Annotated in this window: 19 protein-coding genes; 8 read left to right on the plus strand and 11 right to left on the minus strand. The window is 75.6% G+C overall.

Annotated features, from left to right (window positions below; genetic code table 11):
- Positions 1–50 precede the first annotated feature (50 nt).
- The 8 genes from ACFWPT_RS04000 to ACFWPT_RS04035 form a co-directional block, all read right to left on the minus strand.
- Positions 51–929: a hypothetical protein gene (locus tag ACFWPT_RS04000; RefSeq protein WP_063350044.1), complete on the minus strand. Its 879-nt coding sequence runs from the start codon at positions 927–929 to the stop codon at positions 51–53.
- Complete coding sequence (locus ACFWPT_RS04005; RefSeq protein ID WP_380479377.1) at positions 926–1,888, minus strand: type II secretion system F family protein; 963 nt, start codon at positions 1,886–1,888, stop codon at positions 926–928. The genes ACFWPT_RS04000 and ACFWPT_RS04005 overlap by 4 nt, the downstream gene beginning before the upstream one ends.
- Positions 1,885–3,525: a CpaF family protein gene (locus ACFWPT_RS04010; RefSeq protein WP_380479379.1), complete on the minus strand. Its 1,641-nt coding sequence runs from the start codon at positions 3,523–3,525 to the stop codon at positions 1,885–1,887. Before ACFWPT_RS04010 ends, ACFWPT_RS04005 begins: the two co-directional genes overlap by 4 nt.
- Positions 3,515–4,846, minus strand: a complete 1,332-nt coding sequence (locus ACFWPT_RS04015; protein ID WP_380479381.1) for a hypothetical protein — start codon at positions 4,844–4,846, stop codon at positions 3,515–3,517. The genes ACFWPT_RS04010 and ACFWPT_RS04015 overlap by 11 nt, the downstream gene beginning before the upstream one ends.
- Positions 4,846–5,661, minus strand: a complete 816-nt coding sequence (locus tag ACFWPT_RS04020) for an SAF domain-containing protein (protein WP_380373958.1) — start codon at positions 5,659–5,661, stop codon at positions 4,846–4,848. Before ACFWPT_RS04020 ends, ACFWPT_RS04015 begins: the two co-directional genes overlap by 1 nt.
- 242 nt (positions 5,662–5,903) lie before the next feature.
- Positions 5,904–6,848 carry a hypothetical protein gene (locus ACFWPT_RS04025; protein ID WP_380479384.1) on the minus strand — a complete coding sequence of 315 codons (945 nt, stop codon included), beginning with the start codon at positions 6,846–6,848 and terminating at the stop codon, positions 5,904–5,906.
- Positions 6,842–7,321 carry a hypothetical protein gene (locus tag ACFWPT_RS04030; protein WP_380479387.1) on the minus strand — a complete coding sequence of 160 codons (480 nt, stop codon included), beginning with the start codon at positions 7,319–7,321 and terminating at the stop codon, positions 6,842–6,844. The genes ACFWPT_RS04025 and ACFWPT_RS04030 overlap by 7 nt, the downstream gene beginning before the upstream one ends.
- A gap of 280 nt (positions 7,322–7,601) precedes the next feature.
- Positions 7,602–8,456, minus strand: coding sequence for a hypothetical protein (locus tag ACFWPT_RS04035; RefSeq protein ID WP_063350037.1), 855 nt, complete (start codon positions 8,454–8,456; stop codon positions 7,602–7,604).
- A 202-nt stretch (positions 8,457–8,658) separates the two neighbouring features.
- On the opposite strand from ACFWPT_RS04035, the gene ACFWPT_RS04040 reads away from it, so the two are divergent.
- The 3 genes from ACFWPT_RS04040 (at position 8,659) to ACFWPT_RS04050 (ending at position 11,236) form a co-directional block, all read left to right on the plus strand.
- Positions 8,659–9,102, plus strand: a complete 444-nt coding sequence (locus tag ACFWPT_RS04040) for a pyridoxamine 5'-phosphate oxidase family protein (RefSeq protein ID WP_063350036.1) — start codon at positions 8,659–8,661, stop codon at positions 9,100–9,102.
- A gap of 150 nt (positions 9,103–9,252) precedes the next feature.
- Positions 9,253–9,705, plus strand: a complete 453-nt coding sequence (locus tag ACFWPT_RS04045) for a MaoC family dehydratase (RefSeq protein ID WP_063350035.1) — start codon at positions 9,253–9,255, stop codon at positions 9,703–9,705.
- 346 nt (positions 9,706–10,051) lie between these two features.
- Positions 10,052–11,236: an MBL fold metallo-hydrolase gene (locus ACFWPT_RS04050; RefSeq protein WP_380373971.1), complete on the plus strand. Its 1,185-nt coding sequence runs from the start codon at positions 10,052–10,054 to the stop codon at positions 11,234–11,236.
- A 127-nt stretch (positions 11,237–11,363) separates the two neighbouring features.
- On the opposite strand, the gene ACFWPT_RS04055 is transcribed toward ACFWPT_RS04050, so the two are convergent.
- On the minus strand, positions 11,364–14,132 hold the full coding sequence (locus ACFWPT_RS04055) for a DUF6493 family protein (protein ID WP_380479389.1): 2,769 nt from the start codon (positions 14,130–14,132) through the stop codon (positions 11,364–11,366).
- Complete coding sequence (locus ACFWPT_RS04060) at positions 14,129–15,568, minus strand: SWIM zinc finger family protein (RefSeq protein WP_380479391.1); 1,440 nt, start codon at positions 15,566–15,568, stop codon at positions 14,129–14,131. Before ACFWPT_RS04060 ends, ACFWPT_RS04055 begins: the two co-directional genes overlap by 4 nt.
- A 136-nt stretch (positions 15,569–15,704) precedes the next feature.
- On the opposite strand from ACFWPT_RS04060, the gene ACFWPT_RS04065 reads away from it, so the two are divergent.
- The 4 genes from ACFWPT_RS04065 to ACFWPT_RS04080 all read left to right on the plus strand — a co-directional run bounded on the left by ACFWPT_RS04065 (position 15,705) and on the right by ACFWPT_RS04080 (position 19,591).
- Positions 15,705–16,604 (plus strand): acyl-CoA thioesterase II, encoded by a 900-nt coding sequence (locus ACFWPT_RS04065; protein WP_363616798.1) that lies wholly within the window; start codon positions 15,705–15,707, stop codon positions 16,602–16,604.
- Positions 16,605–16,737: 133 nt separating this feature from the next.
- Complete coding sequence (locus ACFWPT_RS04070; protein ID WP_063351543.1) at positions 16,738–17,397, plus strand: TetR/AcrR family transcriptional regulator; 660 nt, start codon at positions 16,738–16,740, stop codon at positions 17,395–17,397.
- Between the two features lie 246 nt (positions 17,398–17,643).
- Positions 17,644–19,287, plus strand: a complete 1,644-nt coding sequence (locus ACFWPT_RS04075) for a BCCT family transporter (RefSeq protein WP_363367186.1) — start codon at positions 17,644–17,646, stop codon at positions 19,285–19,287.
- A gap of 118 nt (positions 19,288–19,405) precedes the next feature.
- Complete coding sequence (locus tag ACFWPT_RS04080) at positions 19,406–19,591, plus strand: hypothetical protein (protein WP_063350032.1); 186 nt, start codon at positions 19,406–19,408, stop codon at positions 19,589–19,591.
- A gap of 184 nt (positions 19,592–19,775) precedes the next feature.
- Here the strand turns inward: ACFWPT_RS04080 and ACFWPT_RS04085 are convergent, their stop codons facing one another.
- Entirely contained in the window at positions 19,776–21,593 is a 1,818-nt protein-coding gene (locus tag ACFWPT_RS04085) for a DUF2398 family protein (RefSeq protein ID WP_380479395.1), read from the minus strand.
- Positions 21,594–21,827: 234 nt separating this feature from the next.
- Between ACFWPT_RS04085 and ACFWPT_RS04090 the strand changes: the two genes are divergently transcribed.
- Entirely contained in the window at positions 21,828–22,622 is a 795-nt protein-coding gene (locus ACFWPT_RS04090) for a lysoplasmalogenase (protein ID WP_380479397.1), read from the plus strand.
- Positions 22,623–22,633: the final 11 nt, after the last annotated feature.

Below are 22,633 nucleotides of genomic sequence, written 5' to 3' on the forward strand. Positions count from 1 at the left end.
GGTCTCCCGGGGTGGAGTGCGGTGTGGTGCCAGATGCCCTGTGAGGAGGGTCAGTTGAGCATCTGGTGGAGTGCGGGGAAGACGATCAGGACGGTCATCAGCAAGGTGAGGGCGGCTCCGGGTGCGACCATCCGCTCGCTGTCGGCGTTGGCGCGGGCGAGGTCCTCGGCGAGCAGCTCGCCGCGCAGGCCCTTGGCGCGCGCCCGCAGGGTGTCGTACACGGCGGCGCCGTCGGTGCCGGACAGCCGCATGATGTCCGCCACGTCCTGCAGCGGGCTGAGCCCCAACTCCTCGGCCAGCGCGTCGAGTCCGGCCCAGGGCGGGAGCCGGTCGGTGGCGGCGCGGTCGAGGGCGTCGCGGATGCGCCGGAACACGGTGCCGCGCCCGACCGCGGCGGCGCGGCGCAGCGCCTCGGCGGGCCCGCAGTCGGCGGCCCGTTCCAGGGCGACGAGTTCGAGGTAGGCGGCGATGCCGTGCAGGTACTCGCTGCGCGCCTCCTTGGCCTCGCCGCGCACGATGCCGTCGGGGACGAACCAGAGCAGGCCGGCCAGCAGCGGCCCGGCCAGCAACGGCAGGGCGAAGGGCAGGCCGATGTCCATCAGCACGGCCATCGCGCCCAGGTAGGCGGGCAGCAGCAGGCCGATCGCGGCGAACAGCAGCTTGTGCACCATGAACCGGGCCGGGGCGCGGCCGATCAGGGCGAGTTCGCGGTGCGGCAGGGACACTCCGCGCAGGCCGATCGAGCGCTCGCCGATCCGGTCGTACCAGCGCGGCCGCTCGTCCGGGTCCGCGGCCCGTTCGGCGGGGGTGCGGTGCAGCCGGTCCAGGGCCTGGCGCAGGTCGGGCGGCGCGGGCCGCAGTTCGGCGATCAGCAGGGCGACGCCGCCGGCGGCGACGGCCCCGGCCAGCACGGACCAGGGGGAGATCACCGGACCTCCCCGAGCTGCTGGAGCGCCTCGTCCTCGCGCGCCGGGGCGCGGCGCCCGGCCTTGCCGCGCCGGTCGGGCGCCAGCAGCCGGGGCACCGGCGGGTGCGAGGCGAGGGCGCGCATCCAGGCGATGATCGCGACGAACAGGGCGGCGACGACGGCGAGCACGATCTGGCCGAGCAGCGTGCCGTACGGCCGGGTGTACTCGGTGTTGAAGGAGCCGACCGTGACGACCAGCACGATGATGCCGACCAGCCAGCGGATGGTGGTGCGGTGCTTGGCCCGGTCGGCCTCGATGGCGCGGCGCTGGCGGACCTCCTCGCGCACCGAGTCGGCCATGTCGGCCAGTGCCCGGGCCAGGCCGGGGCCGCTGTCACCGGAGCGCAGCACGAGCGCGGCGAGCACCTTGTCGGCGGTGGCGTCGGCGACGCTGTCGGCGAAGGCCTGGAGCGCCTCCTCGGGCCGCCAGCGGGCCTGGAGCCGGGCGGCCAGTTCGCCGATCTCCTCCTCCAGGGCGGCGGGAGCGGTGCGGCGGCTGGTGACGATGGCCTGGTTGAGGCCGACGCCGAGCAGCAGCACGTCGGCGATGCGCTGGGTCCACTCGGACAGCGCCTCCAGGCGTTCGATCCGGCGGGTGTCCGGGCGGGTGGTGTCGAACAGCCAGGGCAGGCCGAACACGGCCAGCGGCACCAGCAGGGCGGCCAGCGGGATGCCGGTGAACAGCCAGGCGAGCGGGGCGCCGGCGAGCGCGAGCGGCAGCTGGATCCGGCGCAGCCGGGCGACCCTGGCCGAGGCGGCGCCGGGGGCGCCGTACCAGAAGACGTGGGCGCGGCCGGCCAGCGGGTTGCTCCGCTCCGGGGTCTCCTCCTCGTCCGCCGGGTCGCTGCCGCGGGCCCAGGCCACCAGGGCGACCAGGCCGCCCGCGACGGCCAGCCCGCACAGGGCGAACAGCAGCATCATCGCGCGCCACCGCCGATCCGCAGTTGCAGCGGGGTGGCCCAGCCGCCGTAGCGGGAGCCGAGCAGGGCGGCGTCGAAGCCGGCCCGGCGCAGGTCGTCCAGGCACTGCGGCGGGGTGTGCGGGACGGCCCGCGGCTCGCCGAGGTCCACCCGGGGGCCGAACACGGTGTTCAGCGCGGGCCGACCGCTCTCGCCGAGGCCGGCGACCTCCAGGACGTGGGAGACGAAGCGGTGCCGGCGGCCGCCGACGGCGGTCTCGTCGACCATGGCGACGTGCACGATGAGGTCCAGGGCGTTGGCGGTGAGCCGGTAGGCGAGCGAGTCGGTCATGTGCGAGCCGTACTCCAGGCAGAGTTCGGCGATGCGGTCGACGACCATGTGCGGGCCGCGGGCGTGCAGGGTGCACATCGAGCCGCCCTCGCCGTTGGTCATGACCCGCAGCATCGGGACGACCTCGCCGGATCGGACCTCGCCGACGATGATCCGGGACAGCGTCATCCGCAGCGCCGCCGGGATGAGGTCGCCGATCGTCAACTCGCCTGCCAGGCGGCCCTCGACGCGTTCGCCGTTGCCCTCGCGGGCCTCCATCGGGACGACCTGGCGCAGGTGGCCGAGGGTGTGCAGCCACAGCTCGAACTCCGACTCCAGGGTGCCGATCCGCTCGTCCGGCGGGATCTCGGCGGCCATCGCGCGCAGCAGGCTGGTCTTGCCGACGCCCTGGGTGCCGGTGATCATCACGTTCTTCCGGGCCCGGATCGCGGCGGCCAGGAACGCGGCCAAGGTGCTGTCCAGGGTGCCGAGTTCGACCATCTCGGGCAGCGTCGCCGAGGCCACCCGGTGGCGCCGGATCGCCACGTACGGGCGGGGCGTCACCTCGGTGAGCGCCTGGAGGCGCATGCCGCCCTCCAGGCGCAGCGCGAGGGTCGGGCTGGCGGTGGACAGGCTGCGCTCGCCGCCGCCGTGCTGGCGGGCCAGGTCCTGGAGCAGTTCGACGAGTTCGGCGTCGCTCTCGGCCACCGGCGGTACCTGGCGCAGGGGTTGGTGCACCCGGGAGACCCAGACGTCGTCGCAGCCGTTGATCAGGATGTTCTCGATCTCCGGGTCGTCCAGGTAGGGCTGGAGCCGCCCGGCCCGGAACAGCAGGTCGAAGACGGCCTCGGCGAGCGCGCGGTCCTGCTCCCGGGTGGGCGGGATGCCGTGGGTCTGCGCGTAGGCGTCGGACCAGCGGGCGACCGCCTCCTCGATCAGCGCGCGGCCGCGCTGGCGGCGGGTGGCGCGGTCCGGTTCGGCGCCCGAGGTGGCGGTCAACCGGGTGATCTGCTGGTGCAGTTCGGCCGCGACCTGGCGCTTCAGCTCGCGGGCCACCTGCGGGTCGACGGCCGGCCGGGTGGCGGCGCCGCGCAGGTCGAGCGAGGGCAGCTGGGAGGGCACGGCGGTGGGCGTGGCCGCGCCGCCCGGCTGGACGTACGGCGGCGGCGCGGGCTGCGGGGCGACGGGGCCCGGCCGGTAGGCCTGGGGCGGGGCGGCCGCCGACGTCTGCGTCTGGGCCTGTGTCGGGGCCTGGGCCTGGGCCGGGGTGGCCCAGGGCAGCGCGGCCGGGTCGGCCGCGGGGTGCTGGTGCAGGGGGCTACCGCGCACGGAGCACCTCCCCGGGGTTGTACGGCTGCGGACCGTTCGGGTGTGTCTGATCGGGTGTCACGGCGGGCTGCTGGAGCGGGTAGCGGCCGTCGTCCTCGGGCTCCGGGCGGACGTACGCGCCCTGCTGGTCGTACGGGGCCCCGCCCTGCTGGTCGTACGGGCCGAACCCGGCCTGCTGGTCGTACGGGCCGAACCCGCCCTGCTGGTCGTACGCGACGTAGCCGCCCTGTGGCCCGTACGGCGACTGCGGCTGCGACTGCTGCGGCTGCTGGACGTGTCCCGGGAACGGGGCCGGAGCGGCCGGTTGGGGGGCCAGCCCGGCCAGCGGCGCCACCGGGCCGGTGGTGATCACCGGCCCGACCGGCTGCGGCGGGGAGTACGAGGGCTGCTCCCCCTCCACCGGCCGGTACGCCGTCGGCGCGGCCGCCTGCGGGGTCGGCACCGGGGGCTGGACGTGCACCGCGGTCGGGGGCTGGGGCTGGGGCTCGGTCCGGGCCGCGGCGGTGAGCTGGGCCGGGACGGGCGCGGCGGTCGGCGCGAGCCGCTGGCGACGGCGGCGGACCAGCAGCTGCACCTCGTCCGCCGCCGAACGCGCCGTCCGCATCAGCTCCGAGCGGATGAACCGCCGGTCGGTGATGTCACCGCCGTCGGAGAGCACCCGGGCGGTGCGGGTGGCGTGCGGCAGCAGCCCCAGCACCGGCAGGCCGAACTCGCGCGACACCTCCGGCCCCGAGTACGGCCCCTCGGCGACCAGCAGCAGTCCGAGCGCGTCCACCCCGGTGCCGGCCGTGGCGAGGTCCTCGGCGAGCGCGGACAGCCGGGGCCTAGCCGAGCTCAGGCCGCGCAGCGTGGTGCGGACGGTCACCGCGACCACGTCCGCCCGGCGGGCCAGCACGGCGCTCACGCCGGTGGCGCCGGAGCGGCCGAGGTCCACGATGACGTCGTAGCCCTGCGGTTCGAGGCCGTGCAGCAGGTCGACGAGCGGCTCCCAGGTGTAGGCGAGGCCCGGGGCCTGGGTGGGGTCGGTCAGCCCGGGCAGCAGCAGCCGCTCGGCGGTGCCCTCGGGCGAGAGGTCGATCAGCTGCTCCCAGATGGTCGCGGCGAGCAGTCCGCGCCGGTCGGCGACGGCCAGATTGCGCAGCCCGTACACCGCGTCGACCCGGCCCTCCAGGGCGCCCGCGAGCACCGCGCCGCCGTCCGGGTCGGCCTCCACCAGCAGGACCCGCCGTCCGGGTTCCAGCGGCCAGGCCAGCAGCAGGGCCAGGGCAGCCGTGGTCGCGCCGGGCGCGCCCGGGCCGCCGGCCACCGCGATCACCGCCATCAGGCGCCACCCGCCCCGGTCGGGGGCACGGGGGCCGTGGCAGCGCCGGAGGCGGTTCCGGTCGCCGGGGCCGTCGGCGCGGCGCTGCCGCCGGTGCCCGCACCGGCGGTCCCGGTCGCGCCGCCCGCCGCGGCGGCGCGCGGGGCCAGCAGGACCTGGATCCGGCCGCCGGCCACCCACTGCGCCAGCCGGGGGCCGTCCGCCGCGCCGACGGCCACGTCGATCACCTGGCTGCCGTCGGTGTCCACCCGGCCGACCGTGATGACCGTCGCGGGCATCGAGTCGGCCTTGGTGTTGTCCGGGGTGTAGACCACGACGATCTGCAGCCCCGGCTGGAGCCGGGTGGCGGGCAGTTGGCTGTGCTTGGCCGAGACGCCGACCACGATCTGGCCGGGCTGCACCGCCAGGGTCTGCGCGACGTCGCCCCTGGTGAGCATCGCGCCGCGCTTGAGGTCGGTGGCGGCCCGCATGCCGACCGCCTTGTCCCGTTCGGTGGCGGACAGCGGCCGCAGCGCCGGATCGCCGGCGATCCGGGCCACCACCAGGTCGTCGTCGGTGATCACCTGCCCCCACGGGATGTCCCGGGCCAGCGCCAGCACGGCGACCCGCTGGCCGGTGCTGTTGTAGAGCACCGCGCCGCCCAGGCCGCCGGCGGCGATCAGCGCGACGGCCATCGCCAGCACCGCCGGGCGCCGCCGCCGGGCCCGCAGCGTCCGGCCGGGGACGTGCGGGGCGGCGCGCCCCTTGCCCTTGCCCGCACCGCTGCCCGGGGCCTCGCCCGGCCCCTGCCCCTGGTCCGGGACCGCCACGGACACCGCGGCCCCTGCGGGTGTGCCGGATCCCGGCGTCGCGAACGTACGGTTCTCCACCGGGTTCCGCCCTTCCCTCGTGCTCGTTCCGGATCGTCGGTACTGGGTTCTCGGTGCTCGGGTCGTCACCGCTCGGGCCGCCGGTGCCCGGGCTTCGGTGCCCGGGCTCCGGTGCCGTGGTCGCGTGCGGCCGGCCGCCGGCGCCCCGCGGCCGGGCCGCGGGGCATCGGACGTCCGCCGCCGCCGGGTCAGTTGAGGACCTGCACCTCGGCGACCTTGAGCGTGAAGTTCGAGGACTGCGGCATCTTGACGTCGAAGGTCTTCGCGTTCGGCCCCGTGACCACGACCTCGCCCACCCAGTTCGCCGTCACCGTGCCGTCGAAGACGCCGCTCTTCCTGGTGCCCGAGCCCACGGCGAACTCGTAGCCGCAGTCCGGGGACTTGGCGGCGCCGTACTTGGGGTCGTACGGCGTCCCGGCCTTGTCGCAGGTCACGGAGACGCCGCTGTCGAAGACCCAGGTCACGCCCCTCAGCACCGGTGTGACGGTGACCGAGGCGCCCGGGACGGACAGCGTCTTGGGCGCGGGCGCCGCCACGCCGTCCAGCCAGAGCCAGACCGGTGCCTTCACCACCGCCGTGCCCTTGGGCGCGACGCCCGCCGTCGGCTTCGGGAAGCGCATCTCGTGGGCGAAGCCGAAGCCGACGTCCACCAGGTTCAGCGCCGGCGGCCCGGCCGGCGAGGTGGCCTCGAAGACGATCTCGGCGCCGTCCTGGCCGCCGCCCGTCTGCGGGCAGACCTTCGAGTAGAGCGCGCCCTCGGACGGCTTGTGGCCCTGCCACGCCGGGTCGCCCTCGGGGGGCGGGTTGTCCAGCGGGCGGAAGTAGCATCCGACGCCGCTGTTGAACCAGCCGCGCTCCGGGTCGTGGCAGGGCCACTGCTGGTCGTGGTAGCTGCACAGCAGCGGCCCGTCGCTCGTACCGCCCCCGCCGCCACCGCCGGGCTGCGACGGTCCGGGCTTCGGTTTCGTGCCACCGGTGTTGACCCCGGAGCAGATCACGTCCGGGTAACACTGTTCGGCACCTCCGCCCGGCGGTTCGTCCGCCGCCGCCGACACCGCCGAGGCCAACAGCAACCCGGCGGACAACGGCGCGAGGATCGCGAATCGCCGGGCCGGTTTACGCGTGTTCAGCATGCCCGGTCCACCTCCCGCTTGAAGTCGTAGATCAGCCAACGTGCTTGGAACCAGCGCAGGGACGCGGTCGCGACGTAGCGGTTCAGTCGGTCGCCCGGATCCTTTGCCACCTGGGTGACGGCGTCGACGCGGTGCCATCCCGACACGTCGACGCAGTCCTCGATCGCGGCGGTCTGCGGATCGGCTTTCAGGTCAATGGCCTTGACCACCGCCGAATTGCGCGGCGTTCCGGTCATCACCAGTTTGGCGTCGCGAAGTTGGCGGAGACTGACCAGGGTGTCGGTAAGGGCCCGCCCGGAAGAGTACGTCTCCAGAGCGAATCCGTCCGAATCCGACCGCCCGAATGCCTCGGTCTGGGCCTGCCACCAGTCCTGATACGTCTTCAGGGCCAGCCGACCCATGGCACCTTCCGGCCCGTCCATCGGCGCGATCGAGGTGTTTACCGAACCACCCGAAGGAGGTACCGGATCCACTCCCGCGACACTGGGCGCAGCCGTTCCGAGCCGATCGACGGAACCACCGGCACCGCCGCTCGCACAGGCTCCGAGGAGCAACACCAGAACCACCCCACCGACCCCAACCGCCCCAGGGCGCAACACATTTCCGCGCTGCCGCATCGCCCCACCTCGTCGCGACCGACCGATTCGTGATCCGTGGCCGCCGGAAGAATTCCGCCGTCCCGCAGGTGTTTCCGCTGGGGATCGATTCTTCGCCAACCCACCCCATCACGGCAACACCTCAGGCCACCTGACCTTACGCGGAAGGCGGTTCCGTCGGGGCACTTTCCCGCCACAGAACGGCCAACAGTTCTTCGGAAAGCGACAATCCGGCCAATGCGCCCCGAACCGCGGCCCGATTGCGCATCAACAGGCGCCCGCCCTGCGGCGGAACGAGCAGGCGCGCGCCCGGCGCACCCGAACCACCCGGTGCTTCGCCCCCGTCGAGCAGCGCGGCGACGGACGGCTGGAGATCCAGCGGGGCGACGGCCGCCGGGGCGCCCGGGACACCCTGCCGCAGCACGGTGGTCAGGGCATGGCTGAACGAGCCCTCACCACCCGGCAGTACGGCGTCCCGGCCGCGTCTGCCCGGGGTGTACCGGCCGACCCGGCCCCACAGCGGGACACGCGGGTAGGCCAGCAGTTCGCCCGCGCCGTCCTCGCCGCCGCCGCGCTCCAACGCCGCCCAGGTGTCCCGGTCGGCCACTGCGTCGACCAGCAGCAGGGCCTCCTCGTGGCCACCGTGCACCATCGCGCTGACCACCCAGTCCCAGGCCAGGCCGCGCCGGTAGGCGTTGTCGGCGGTGCTGCCGCCGGTCACCAGGGCGAGCCGCCGCCCGCGCGGATCGACCGCCAACTGGCCGACCAGGCAGACCACCAGCCACCGGCCCGGGTGCTGGGCGGCCTCCCGGACGGCGGTGAGCATCGCGTTGGCGTCCGCGTCCGGCGCCACCTCGGTGACCCGGCAGCCGGCCGCGCCGACGTCGAAGCACATCCCGGGCAGCACCCGCGCGAGCAACCGGGCGCCGTCCGGCGCCAGCGCCGAGCCCCCGAAGCCCCGATCGGGCCCGCCGTTCGCCCCGATCACCACCAGGTCGACCCCGCCCGCCATCCGCACGCCCCCTCCCATGCCGGCCCCGGCGCACCCGGGACCGCCCGCCGCGCCCGCCGCTGCCGTGGTGCGCAGGGGCGCGTACCGTACCGCCGCCGGGCAGGCTACCGCCCCGGGCGGCCGCCGACGGGGCTCCCGGCCCGTCCGCTCAGGGACCATGGGCCCTATCGGCGCGCGCGCCGACCGGAGGACGATCGGACGCATGGAGCGTGAGGACCGTGTGGAGACCCTGAGCGAGGCCGAGTGCCTGCGGCTGCTCAGCACCGTGCCCGTCGGGCGCGTGGTGTACACCGAGCACGCGCTGCCGGCCGTGCTACCGGTCTCCTTCGAGGTCCTGGACGGGCGGTTGGTGCTCGCCGTGCGCCGGGGAAGTGCCACCGCGCGCGGGCTTGACGGCACCGTGGTGGCCTTCCAGGCGGACCTGCTGGACCCGGTCACCCGGACCGGCTGGAGCGTGCTGGTCCACGGCCGGGCGGACGTGGTGCGCGAGCCCGAGCAGGTGCGGCGGGTGCTGCGGTCCGGCCTGCGGCCGTGGGTGGGGGACCCGGAGCCGCTGTTCGTCGCGCTGGTGCCGGAACTGGTCAGCGGCCGGCGACTGTTCCCGACCGGGCAGGACGCGCTGGGGCGCGGGGCGCTGCGGTCCTGAAACACCCACAGGGCCGCCGCGCCCTCGGGTTCCTGTGTTCCCGGGTTCCTGTGTTCCCGGGTTCCGGTGTTCCCGGTTCCGCACCGCTGACAGATACCGGCGGGTACGCATACGCTTCCGGCGTCCTGACCCCTCCCCCAGGAGCGCACCGTGACGAGCTTCGCCTCCCTCGCCGATCTGACCGCCGCCGTCGGCACCGAACTGGGCACCAGCGAGTGGCACACCATCGGGCAGCGGCAGATCGACCTGTTCGCCGAGGCGACCGGCGACCACCAGTGGATCCACGTGGACCCGGAGCGGGCCAAGGAGAGCCAGTTCGGCTCGACCATCGCGCACGGCTACCTGACCCAGTCGATGATCCCGGTGCTGGCGAAGGAGTGCTACGGCGTCGAGGGCGTGCGCATGGCGCTGAACTACGGCTCGGAGAAGGTGCGCTTCCCGGCGCCGGTGCCGGTGGGCACCGCGATCCGGGCCACCGCCGAACTGGTCTCGGCCACCGAGGTGCCGGGCGGGGTCCAGGCGGTGGTGCGGTTCACGATCACCAGCGCGGAGAGCGCCAAGCCGCACTGCGTCGCGGAGACGATCACCCGCTTCTACGCGTAGCGGCACCGGGCGGCTCCACGCGGAGCGGCGCCGGGCGGTGGCCCTGGGCGCGCGACCGGGCGGGGTACGCCGATTGGCCCGCGCGGGGCCGCTCACCAGGTCCGGACGGCCCATGACGAGTAATCTCCGACGAGATGGTTGTCGTATCGCAGCGGCCCCACCAGTCGCCCGGATACCCGCCCCGGCATGCCCGGTAGCCGTGACCGTCCTTGGAGGAGCCTTGCCCCGCCCCGCCCCCTGGTTCTCCCGCCTCGCCGGTCTGTCCTCGCAGTTCATCACCCCGCCGACCAACAGCCCGACCACCAGCCCGGCCCTCGGCCCGACCGCGAACCGCACCGGGTCGGGCCTGGCCCGACTGCCCCGCGCGGCCTGGCACCTGGTCCGGGCCGAGGCCTTCGGTGCCGAACCCCGGGGCGAACGGCTGGCCCGGATCCACCGCTCCCCGCAGTTCGCCGACGGCGCCTTCCGCAACCCGCTGCCCACCCGCCGCCTGGTCTACGAGCGCAGCCCGCTGGAGATCACCCGCGCCCAACTGACCGGGGACAAGACCCGCCGGGCACCGACCGCCGCCGTACCCGTGCACCGGCTGCTCCCGGTCGACCTCGCCCTGCCGCCGGACTCCGGACTGCGACTCACCTGGCTCGGCCACGCCACAGTGCTCGCCGAGATCGGCGGGCGGCGGGTCCTGATCGACCCGGTGTGGGGCGAGCGCTGCTCGCCGTTCGCCTGGACGGGGCCCAAACGGCTGCACCCGATGCCGCTGCCGCTGTCCGAACTCGGGCCGGTGGACGTGGTGGTGATCTCCCACGACCACTACGACCACCTCGACATGGCCACCATCCGCGCGCTGATCGGGACGGACGCGGTGTTCGCCGTCCCGCTCGGCGTCGGCGCGCACCTGGAGCGCTGGGGAGTACCGACCCGGCGGATCGCCGAACTCGACTGGTGGGAGTCGGCCGAGATCGCCGGGCTCACCCTCACCGCCACCCCGGCCCGGCACTACTGCAGCCGCGGCCCGCGCACCAGCGCGCTGTTCCTCTGGGCGTCCTGGGTGGTGGCCGGCGGCGGGCACCGGATCTTCCACAGCGGGGACACCGGCTACTTCCCGGGCTTCGCCGAGATCGGCCGCCGGCTCGGGCCGTTCGACGCGACGCTGATGCAGGTCGGCGCGTACAGCGACTTCTGGCCCGAGGTGCACATGACGCCCGAGGAGGGCGTCCGGGCCCACCTGGACCTCGGCGGCGATCTGCTGCTGCCGATCCACTGGTGCACCTTCAACCTGGCGACGCACCCCTGGGAAGAGCCCGCCGAACGGGTGGTCGCGGCTGCCCAGGCGCTCGGCGCCCGGCTGGCGGTGCCCCGGCCCGGCAAGCCCTTCGAACCGGTCGACCCGCCCGCGCTGCGGCTGTGGTGGCGCGCGGTCGCGGCCACGCCTCGCGGCATCGAGCCGCTGGTCCGGGACCGCAGCGCGGTGCCGGTCCGGGACCGGGCGACGGATTTCAGCGAACAGATTTCAAAATCTGTTCGCTGAAATCTGTTATCTGTTTGCTGTTACCTGTTCGCCCACTTGTCCGCAGCCACCTGTTCGCTGCCACCTGCGGGACGGGGCGGCGGACGGAAGTCCCGCCCACCGCCTGGGCCCAGGACCAACCGCGGCGTCACCCCGCCAGGACGTCCCGCAGTGCGCGGGCCTCCTTGACCAGCCGGCTCGACCCGCCCTGCTCCGCCGCCGCCGTCACCTCGGCCACCGGCCCCCGGGCGCCGGTGCGCCGGGCGCAGTCCGCCGCGAGGGCGAGCAGGTCGCCGAGGCCCCGGGCGGGCGCGCCCTCGCCGCCCAGCAGGGTCGGCAGCGCGGGCCCGAGCACCGACCAGACCGTGCCGTAGGCGCCCGTCCCGGCGGCCAGGGTGAGCGCCGCCGCGAGCCGGTTGGGCTTCACCGCGCCGCAGTCGACCAGCGCGCCGAGTTCGCGGCCGAGCTGCGCGCCGTCCAGCTCGCCGCGGGCGGCGAGCACCAGCAGGGCGTCGACGGCCGCCGTCCGGTCCTCGGTGTGCCGGGCGCCCAGGCCGTAGGCCAGCGCCAGGTGCAGGGCGAGCCCGGCCGGGCCGCCGGCCTCGGCGAGGGCGGGCAGCAGCCGGCCCGCGCCGCGCTCGTCCCGGTCGGCGCCGGCGGCGAAGTGGTCGAGCCACCGGGCCGCCAGTTCCTCCCGGTGCCAGGGGAGCATCGCGGCCCAGTGCGCCGTGGGCCGCCACGTCCAGTCGCCCACCTTGCGGGCCCGGGCCACGCTCGGCTCGGTGCCCTCCAGCAGCGCCCGGAACTCGGGGGCGAGCCGCTCGCCGTCCGGGCCCTTCGGGCCGGCTCCGATGCCGGGTTGGGCGACGGCCACCCGCCGGACGTCCTCCCACCAGCGGTCCGCGTACTGGTGGCCGTGCTTCGAGCCCCGGCCGGGGGCGAACAGCACCCGCTCGGACGGCTGGTCGGGCAGGCCGCCGGTGCGCAGCCACTGGGCGGCCCACCGCCCGGACGGCGAGGTGAGCGCCTCGGCGGCGCGCAGCACCCCGGCGTCGGCGCGGGGGCCGACCCGCAGCAGGGCCGCACACAGGTCGGCCCGGCCGGGGGTGACGCCCGCCGCCTGGTACCCGGCGAGGCGTTCGACCAGCGTGCCGGGGTCGATCGCGCCGGTGGTGTCGGTCGGGATGGCCAGCAGGTAGGGCGGCCGGTTCGCGGTCACCTGCCAGGCGGCCTCCTCCAGCCGGGCGGCGAGGGCGGTGCCCTGCGCGGTGTTGTTCTGGCCGCGCAGCGGGGACCGGCCCTTGCCGCCGAGGAAGTCCCAGAACCGGTGCGGCGGCGTCTCGCCGGCCACCGCGGCCACGACGTGGAGGACGTCCCGGGGCGAGCAGTCGCGCCAGCGGTCGACGCCGCTCCACGGGTGGACCCGCCGGACCGGCTCCAGTGCCTCGGCGAGCGCCGCCCGGTCCTGGTGGGCCTGGCGGACCAGGCCGTCCAGCACGCGCTCGAAGACCGTCGGCTCCGGCTCGTCGGCGGCGAGCAGGGCGGACAGCTCCTGCGCGAGTTCGGCCGCCGAGGCGATCGGCGGGCCGAGCGGGAGGGGCTGGGGGGCGGGCGGGAGGAGTTCGTTCCACCCGGTGTCCGGGTCGTCGTCGCCGTCGCCACCGACCGGCGCGCCGAACAGTTCGCCGGCGCGCCGGTGGTGGGCGGGGTTCAGCACCTCGGCGGCGAGCCGCAGTTCGGGCAGGAGGGCCTCCCCGGCCGCGCGCAGGTGCCGGGCCACCACGTTCAACGCCCGCTCCTGGACGGCCTGGTCCGGGTGCCCGAACGCCTCGGCGGCCGCGAGCACCACCGGCCCGGACCGCCCGGGCTCGCGCCGGGCCGCCCGCTCCAGCCAGCCGAGTTGGGCGCGGACGAGCTTCTTCTCGGCCCGGAACAGCACCACCGCGGAGGACTCGACCAGCACCTCGGGTTCGATCAGCCCGGCCTCGTCCAGCCCGGCGAGCACCTCCTGGGCGTGCCCGGCGACCACCGACAGCCCGTCCAGCAGCGGCAGCACGTCCCGTACCCGGGCGGCGTACTCCTGCGGGGTCGGGGCGAGGGCCCTCAGCACGTCGAGGAAGAAGCGCTGGTCGGCCGGCTTGCCGCCGCGCAGCAGCCGGGCCAGGCAGCGGTCGATCAGGTCGGCCCGGTCGAGGTCGCCGGCGGCGGCGAGTTCGGCGATCGCCTCCGTAAAGGCGTCCCCGGGGCGGGGGCTGAACCGCAAGGACACCGCGCCACCGATGTCGGCGAGTTCGAACACCCGGGGCAGCAGCAGCGGGGTGAACGCGTCGGCCCGCAGCAGCTCGACCAGGGTGGGCCGTGCGCCGCTGCCCCGGCGCTGGCGTTCCATCCACTCGCGGACGAAGGGCTCGCTCTGCGGCACCGCGCAGCCGGTGCGGCGCACCACGGCCTCGATCACCGGGTACAGCGCCCAGCCCCAGCTCGGCGCCGGCCGGGCGGCGAGCCGGGTGGCCACCTCGATCTGCCACTCCACCGGCTGCGCCGCGACGAGTTGGCCCACCGCCGGGTGGCGGGCCCAGCCGAGCGAGGTGAAGTCGCGGGCGCCGAGCCAGGTGGCGGCCCCGGCCGGGCCGGCGTGGCAGCCGGCGCCGGCCAGCAGCAGGGCGCCCCTGGTGGCGAGCGCCTCCTTCGACCACTCGTCGCGCAGTTCCTTGCGCAGCGCCTTCAACGCGAGCAGGCAGTCCCGGCGCTGCGCCTGGTCCAGCGCGGCGACCAGCGCCGGTATCTGCGGCATCCGTCCGCCCCGGACGGCGGCGAGCAGGTCCTCGACCGCCGCCTCGCCCCGCACCGCCTCCGGCATCGGCGCCACCGCCGTCGCGCCCCGCACCGCCTCCGACCCCCCTGCCGCCGCGCTCATGCCTGGACCCCCTTATCCGTCGTCGGAACCGCCGGGACCGCCGGGACCGCCGGGACCGCCGGAACCTGTTCCCCGTCCGCCCGTTGGGCCGCCTCCCGCACCATCGCGACCGCCAGCGCGTGCTTGCACGGACCGCGCCCGCCACGGTACTTGGCCCACCAGAGGCAGGTGCAGCCGAGGCGCCCCGCCTCGTCCGTACGCACCCGCTGGATGTGGTCGTCCACCGTGACGACGGCCGTCGTGCCGCCCGGCTCCAGCCGCACCGCGCCCGCCGCGACCAGGGCCTGGGCGGCACGCAGCCGCGGGTTGGCGGCCTCGGCCCGCCCGGCGTCGTACGGGAGCTGGCGGTGGAAGTAGGCGGCCTCGGCGGTGTCGTAGCCGATCTGCCCGGCGGTGCCGAGCCGGGTGAGCGCGGCGCGGACCCGCTCGTGGCTGAGCCCGGACTGCTCGGCGAGGTCGGCGACCTCGATCCGCGGCTCCCAGGCGAGCAGTACCGCGACGAGGTCGGCGTCCTGCTCGGCGGTGCCGGTGGCGAGCGCGCCGAGCACCCCGCCCTCGCCGGAGAAGCCCCGGGAGGCGTCGGGCGAGAGGGTCAGGGTGAGCCGCATGCCGGGCAGGACCACTTCCCACGCCGAGGCGGCCGGGCCGGTGGCGGCGACCGGGCCGTACACCCGCAGGGCGAGCGCGTGCCGCAGCACCCGCTGGAGCGCCACCAGCCGGTCGGGCCCGGGCAGGCAGACGGCGCCGGGCACCGGCCGGGTGGTGGGCCGCAGCGTCCGCCCGGCCGGGACGACCCAGGCGGTGCTGGAGCGGCCGCCGCGCGGCAGCGAGCGCAGGAAGCGGACCGCCTCGGCGGCGGGCAGTTCGGCGCGCAGGTCGAAGCCGGCGGCGACGACCTGGGTCTCGGCGAAGCCGCGCAGCCAGCGCTGCGGCAGCGGCACCTTCTTCTCGACCAGCGGCCCGTCGAAGCTGGTGACCTCCAGCGCGTCCGGCCCGACCGCGAGGTGCAGCGGGTCGCTCGGGCCGATCCTGGTCAGGGCCTCCCGCAGCGGGTTGTTGACGTCCACGTTGGTGGTGCCGTGGCCGATCTCGTCGCCGTCGAGGCCGGCCTGGAGCACGTCGAGCCGGGCGTAGACGCCGCAGCAGCCGGAGAACGACTCGAAGCGCAGCCGGTCCCCGTTGGCGGTGACCACCGGGTCGAGCGAGGAGCGCAGCTGCGGCTGGTAGTACCGCGCGGCGGCGACGTCCGCGACGGCGAGCAGCGCGGCGGCGGCCGGCGCCGGGTCGGCCAGGAAGCCCGCGAAGAAGCGCGGGTTGGCCGCCTCCCCGAGCGGGGTGGCGCCGCCGGAGGTGGCCAGGTCGAGGTGCCGGCCGTCGGCGCCGTCGAGGACGGCGGACGGGCGCAGATAGGCGTACGCGTGTGCGGATTGCGTCATGTCGAACACGCTAGGTGAGGGCACTGACAATCCGTCGGGCCGCGACCGCACTGGAACAGGTTCTACCGGGCTCCGGAGCCCCGGGGCGTTACCCAGGTCACACCGCGGCGCGGCGGGATTCTGCCACTATGGGCCCGTGACCGACCTGACAGAACAGGAAATCCGGGCCGACCGCCCGGCCGGCTCGTTCGCCGGACTGCTGGAGCTGGAACGACTGGACGAGAACACGTTCCGGGGCCGCTGCCACGCCGGGGCGCCGATGCGCGCGTTCGGCGGGCAGGTCGCCGCGCAGGCGCTCACCGCCGCCGGCCGCACCTGCGAGGGCCCGCGCGCGGTGCACTCGCTGCACGGCTACTTCCTGCTGCCCGGCGACCCGTCCCAGCCGATCCGCTACGAGGTCGAACGGGTCCGCGAGGGCGTCTCCTACACCACCCGCCGGGTGACGGCGGTGCAGAACCAGAACGCGATCTTCACCCTCTCCGCCTCCTTCAAGCGCCCCGAGACCGCCACCGACCGCCACCGCACGATGCCGCCGCTGCCCGGGCCGGAGACCCTGCCGGACGCCTTCTCGCTCTGGGATCCGGCCCTGCGCGCGGCGATCACCGGCACCGGCGGCTTCCGCGACCTCGAACTGCGCTTCGTCCCGCCGGACGCGCCGGGCGTGCCGGCGTCCGTGCCGGGGATGCCGCAGCAGTTCGTCTGGCTGCGCATCGCCTCCCCGCTGCCCGAGGGCGACCCGCTCCTGCACGTCTGCGCGCTCACCTACCTGTCCGACCTCACGCTGGCCTCCACCGCCGGCCTGCACGAGCAGCCGAACTTCTTCCAGCGCACCGAGCCGCCCCGGCTGCTGATCGCCTCGCTCGACCACGCGATGTGGTTCCACCGCCCGTTCCGGGCCGACGAGTGGCTGCTGTTCGCCCAGCGCAGCCCGTCCTCCTCGGACGGCCGGGGGCTGTCGCTCGGCGAGTTCTACGACCGGGACGGGCGGCTGGTCGCCTCCGCCGTGCAGGAGTCGCTGATCCGCCGACTGCGCTGATCCACCGACTGCGCCGACCCGGGACAGAACGGGACGGCGCGGGACGGGCCCGGCGACGGTGACCGCACGGCGAACGCAAGGGGGCCGGTCGGCGTCATACTCCTGAGCGGCCCCGGCCCGTATCATGGTGCGGGTGACCAAGGTTGACCTGTCACCACGGCCGGTGGAGGCGATGTCTCCGCGTCAGCTCGAACGCCGCGGAAGCCTGATCGCGGCCGCGCTCGCCCTGGTGAACGAGATCGGCGTCGAACGGCTGCAGATGAAACAGGTCTGCGAGCGGTCCGGAGTCGCCCTGGGGACGGCGTACCGCTACTTCTCCTCCAAGGACCACCTGCTGGCGGCGGCGATCGCCGAGTGGCACCGCCTGCTGCTGGCCGACCTGGTGGCGGAACTGCGCGGTCCGCGCGCCGGGCTGGGGGCCACCGACCGGGCGGTCCGCTTCGTCCGCGGCGGGATGCGGGCCTACCAGCGCCAGCCCGAGCTGGCCCGGCTGCGGGTGTCCGTCGCCGCCTCCACCGATCCGTTCGCCAGCGAGACCCTGCAGGGCATGGCCCGGGCCGACAGCACCGCCCTCCAGGCGGTGACGGCCGAGGTGCCGGCCGCCGCCAGCGACCTGGTGCGGCACATCGTCGCCCACGCCTGGCAGGGCGAGCTGACCGCCTGGGTGACCGGCCGCACCACCCTCGGCGACGCCCGGCGGCGGCTGGAGGACGTGGTGCGGCTGGTGCTGAACCCGTACGAGACGCCGTACCCGGCGCCGTACGAGGTCCCGTCCGGCACCCACCGGCCCTGACCCCGTCCGACGCGACAGCCGGCCCAACTCCCCGGCGCCGGACGGCTTCCGCCCGTGGTTCCGGCTCGCCGCGCACGCCCCGGCCCATGAGCACCCGGCCTGACGGGACGTAAGTCCCCACCCACCGCCTCCCCGGCGCGCCCTCCCGCCCCTCGCGGCACGAACTGGACATAGTGCGACATGCAGCTTTAATCCGCCGATGTCGCCGAAGCCCACGTCCGCCCCCGAGGTAGGAGAGTCCACCCGATGAGCAGCCAGCCGCCGCAGCCCGACCAACGCGCGGAGGAGCCCGACGAACCCGCCGCGACCCTGCCCGCCGACCGGGCGGTGTTCGGGATCAGCGCCGCCCTGGTGCTGGCCGTGGTCGCCTGGGGCGTGTTCGCCGAGGACTCGCTCGGCCGGACCTCCAGCAGCGCGCTCGGCTGGGTCCTGCACAACTTCGGCTGGCTGTTCGTGGTCGCCGCCGACGTCTTCCTCGTCCTCACCGTGCTGCTCGCCTTCAGCCGCTTCGGTCGCATCCGGCTCGGCCGCGACGACGACGAACCCGAGTTCTCCACCCTCGCCTGGGTCGCCATGATGTTCAGCGCCGGAATGGGCATCGGCCTGATGTTCTACGGCGTCGGCGAGCCGCTCCAACTGTTCGCCACCCCGCAACCCGGCTCCGGCCTGGAACCGCAGAGCGCGGCCGCCGCCCAGCAGGCCCTGGAGTTCTCGCTGTTCCACTGGACCCTGCACCCGTGGGCGATCTACGCCGTCGGCGGCCTCGCCCTCGCCTACACCACCTTCCGCAAGGGCCGCGGCAACCGCATCTCCGCCGCCTTCGTCCCGCTCATCGGCCAGCGCGGCGCCGACGGCTGGCCCGGGCGCGCGATCGACCTGCTGGCCGTCTTCGCCACCGTCTTCGGCTCCGCCACCAGCCTGGGCCTCGGCGCGCTCCAGGTCGCCGACGGCCTCGGCTACATCACCTCCGTGCGCAACACCCAGAACGCCCAGCTGATCATCATCGGCTCGCTGACCGCCGCCTTCGTGCTCTCCGCCTTCTCCGGCGTCCACAAGGGCGTCAAGTGGCTCTCCACCGCGAACGTCGTCCTGGCCTCGCTGATCATGCTCTTCGTCTTCGTGTTCGGCCCGACGGTGTTCACGCTGGACGCGATCCCCTCCACCGTCGGCGGCTACCTCTCCGACCTGCTCGGCATGTCCACCCAGACCGGGGCCTTCACCGACGAGAGCTGGCTCGGCTCCTGGACGATCTTCTACTGGGCCTGGTGGCTCTCCTGGGCCCCCTTCGTCGGCACCTTCATCGCCCGCATCTCCCGCGGCCGCACCATCCGGCAGTTCCTGATCGGCGTCCTGCTGGTCCCCAGCGGGGCCACCGTGATCTGGTTCTGCGTGATGGGCGGCACCGCGATCCGGCTGGTCTCCACCGGCGCGGCCGACCTGGTCGCGACCATCCCGAAGGGCGCGGAGGCCTCGCTGTTCGAGATGCTGCGCGCGCTGCCGCTCGGCTCCGCCACCAGCGTCGTCGCCGTGCTGCTGGTGATGACCTTCTTCATCACCAGCGCCGACTCCGCCTCCCTCGTCCTCGGCTCGCTCTCCAGCCGCGGCTCGCTGCACCCGCGCACCTGGCTCGTGGTCGTCTGGGGCGTGCTGATGGGCGGGGTCGCCGCCGCCCTGCTGCTGGCCGGCGGGCTCACCGCGCTGCAGAACGCGACGATCCTGGTCGCGCTGCCGTTCGTGGTCGTGATGCTGCTGCTCTGCGTGTCCCTGGTGAAGGAGCTCCGCGAGGACCCGGCGGCCGGCCCGTCCCGCCTGCACCCCGTGCACGGCCTGCGCGACGCCGTCCGGGTCGCCGTCGGCGAGGCCCTCGCCGAACGCACACCACGCCGCTGACCAGCGCGTACGCCCCACCCGTGCAGGTGGGGCGTACGCGGCCAACCGACGCCCAACCCCCGCCCGGACTTCACCCGCGCGTACCGACCGTTCACACCACCCTGGGACCCTCCCTGTCATGAACGCCAGCCCTCAGGCGCCCTACCAGGAACCGCGCTTCCCGCTCCCCCGGCGCCACCGCCGCCTCCTCGCCGCCACCGCCGTCCTCGCCTCCATCGCCCTCGGCACCTTCGGCGTCGGCGCCACCGTCGAGACCGTCCAGCACGACACCATCGCCGCCACCACGGCCACCGCGAGGAAGTGACCCGCGAGAAAGCGACCGGCGAGAAGGAAACCGACAGGCCGTCCGATCCACCCCCTCAGCACCGCCGTCCGCCCCCGGACGCGGTGCTTCCGCCTTTCCGGCGACGGCGGAGCGGGGCAGCGGAGCGGAGCGGGGCAGCGGAGCGGAGCGGAGCGCGACGGCGCAGCGGGGCGGCGGACCGGCCTCAGGCGCGCCGCTGCTCCCGGGCCCCGGCCGGCGCGGGGCGGGAGTGGCGGCCGGTGCCGGGGACGGGGTGGAGGTCCGGGGCCGGGGCGTAGCGGGCGGCGGGCGGGCGCAGGAGCCAGCCCGGGGGGCGGCTGCCGCGGGGGGTGGGGGTGATCAGGCCGAGGTTGTGGAGCAGGTCGAGGGCGTCGCGGCGCAGCGCGGTGCGGTCGGCGAGGTAGTCGCGGCGCCAGCGGGCCGGGAGGCCGTACTCGTCGGCGATGTCGCCGAGGACGCCGTCTATCAGCGCGTCGGGGATCGGGACGTCGCCGCCGGTGGTGGTCTCGCCGGGCAGCGGGCGGACTTCCTCGACCAGGCGTTCGAGCAGCAGCAGGGCGGCCTGGGGCAGGGGGCCGGCGCCGGGGAAGACGAGGTCGGTGAGCTCGTCGGCCGGGTCGAGCAGGGCGACGCCCTCGGTCCGCAGCTCGGTCTCCAGGCCGAGGAAGTCGGCGAGCGCGGCCGGGCCGCTCAGCCGGTGCTCGTGCAGCCAGGCGCGCCGGTCCTCGGGGAGGTCGGCGTCGAGGACGGCGGGGGTCTCGGCGAGCAGGCGGCGCACGGCGGTGGCGGGTTCGGCGTCGGCGGCGCGGCGGATCAGGTCGGCGGCGTCGTCGGCGAGGGCGGGCGGGCCGGCCGGGACGGCGCGGGCGAGTTCGCGGTCGACGGTCAGTACGGCGGCCCGGGCGGCCGGGTCTGCCGGGTCTGCCCCGCCGGCCGGCAGGTCGCCGAGGACCTGCCAGTCGGCGAGCGCGGCGAGGGCCATCGCGCGGTCGGCCGGGCCGGCGGCGAGGCCCGGCGCCGCGGCGCGCATGGCGTCGAGCAGCCGCCCGTACGGCAGTTGCTCGGGGGCGTCGACCAACAGGGCGAGGGCAAGGGCGAGTTGGGCGTAACCGGCGGGGGTGAACGGGGCGCCGGTCGCGGGGTGTTCGAGGCGGCGGGCGGCGCCGGGGCCGAGGCCGGCCTTGCAGAGCCGGGCGTGCCAGGGGCCGACGACGAGCCGGTAGCCGAGCAGGGCGTCGAAGCGTTCGACGAGCCAGTCGCGGTGACGGCGGATCAGCGGGAAGCCGTCGGCGTGCGGGCCGGACGCGGTGACCAGCGGGTGGGCGAGCAGCAGCCGGGCAGCGATCCGGCGCTCGGCAGCGGGCAGATCGACGGCGGGCAGGGCCGGGGCCGAGACGTCCGCGGCGGGAAGAACCGGGGCGGGGGCCGGTATCGGAAGGTCCTGGCCGGAGCGATCCTGCGCGCCCGGCACCGGGCGGGTGCGCTCGGGCTTGCGGTGCCTTCCGGGCCTGCCCGGCTTGGCGCCTGACCGGACGACGGGCAGTGCGGAGGCGTCCCGCCGGGCACGGCGCAGACCGCCGACGGGGCGGGGCTCCCGGGAGCGCGGGGTGGCGGTGGCGTGCGCGGTGGGGCCGTGCCACCAGCTGACGTCGGCGTCGGGCGCCGCTTCGGCGGGGGCGCCGAGATGGCGGGCCGGGTAGAGGCCGAAGGAGGCGGCGCACAGGTCGTCGGCGGTGCCGGGGGTGGCGGCGGCGAACCAGTGGGCGAGCCGGAGCAGGCCCGGGTCGGACGAGAGCGCGGAAGCGGCGCCCGGCTCGGGGGCGGGCCTGGTCGGCGCGGCGTCAGCACGGGGGCCGGACACGGCTTCGGGCGCCGCCCCGGCTGCGGGTTCGCGTACGGCGAGGAGGGCGTCGGTGGCCCTCCGCCCCGTCCCGCCCGTGCGCCCGTCCGGCCTGCCGGTGGCCACCCGGGTGGCGCCGACCGCGTACTCCTGCTGCTCCATGTCGGGGACCAGACTAGACGGTGGCCGGGTCACCCGGTGGCAGCAACCGGCCGTGCGCCGAAGTGACCGACCTCCCTCCGCTATGCCACCCACCGGACCGCACCCGGCGCCGCGCCGTCACCCGCCCCGCGCCGCCCGGGTTACGCACCGGTAACCCGCTCTTCCGCCGCACCGACGGGTCGCCTAGGGTTCGTCCCACTCCCCCACCGCCCGACCCCGGAGGTCAGCAGCCGCATGAGCATCCGTACGACCACCCGTGCCGTCCTCGGCGGCCGCCTGCGCTCGGCCGCCGGTCTGCTCGGCGGCTTCGCGGCCGCCTCGGCGACGCACCTGGGCGCGATCGCCTCCGGCGCGTCCGTGCTGCAGAACGCCACCAAGCCGGCCCTGATGCCGCTGCTGGCCGCGCACAGCGTCGCCGCGGCCGCCGGCGCCGGGCGGCGGGCACCGAAGCCGCTGGCCCCGGCGCTGCTGCTGAGCGCGGGCGGGGACGTGCTGCTCCAGCTGAAGAACGACACCGCGTTCCTGGCCGGGATGGGCTCGTTCGCGGCGGCGCACGTCTGCTACGTGACGATGTTCGTCCGGCGCGGGGCGCTGACCGACCGTCGGCGGGCCCTGGTGGTGGCGGCCGCGTACGCAACCGCCTGGGCGGCCATGGTCGGGCAGCTCTGGCCGGACCTCGGGGACCTGCGGATCCCGGTGGCCGGCTACAGCCTGCTGCTCGCCTCCACGGCCGTCACCTCGGCCGGGCTGGGCTGGCGGACCGGGCTGGGCGGGGCGCTGTTCCTGCTGTCCGACACGCTGATCGCCACCCAACTGGCGAAGTGGCGGGAGCTGCCGGGGCACCAGTTCTGGATCATGGCGACGTACGTCCTGGCCCAGTACCTGCTGGCCAGCGGCACCCTCCGGCACGAGCACGAGCACGAACTCGGGCACAAGCACGGGCACGAGCACAAGCACGGGCACGAACTCGGGCACGGGCACGGGCACGGGCCTCAGCAGCAGCGCAAGCCCGCGCCGCAGGCCGGCTGACACGCCTGTGC

Source organism: Kitasatospora sp. NPDC058478 (genome assembly GCF_042720345.1).
Lineage (GTDB): Bacteria > Actinomycetota > Actinomycetes > Streptomycetales > Streptomycetaceae > Kitasatospora.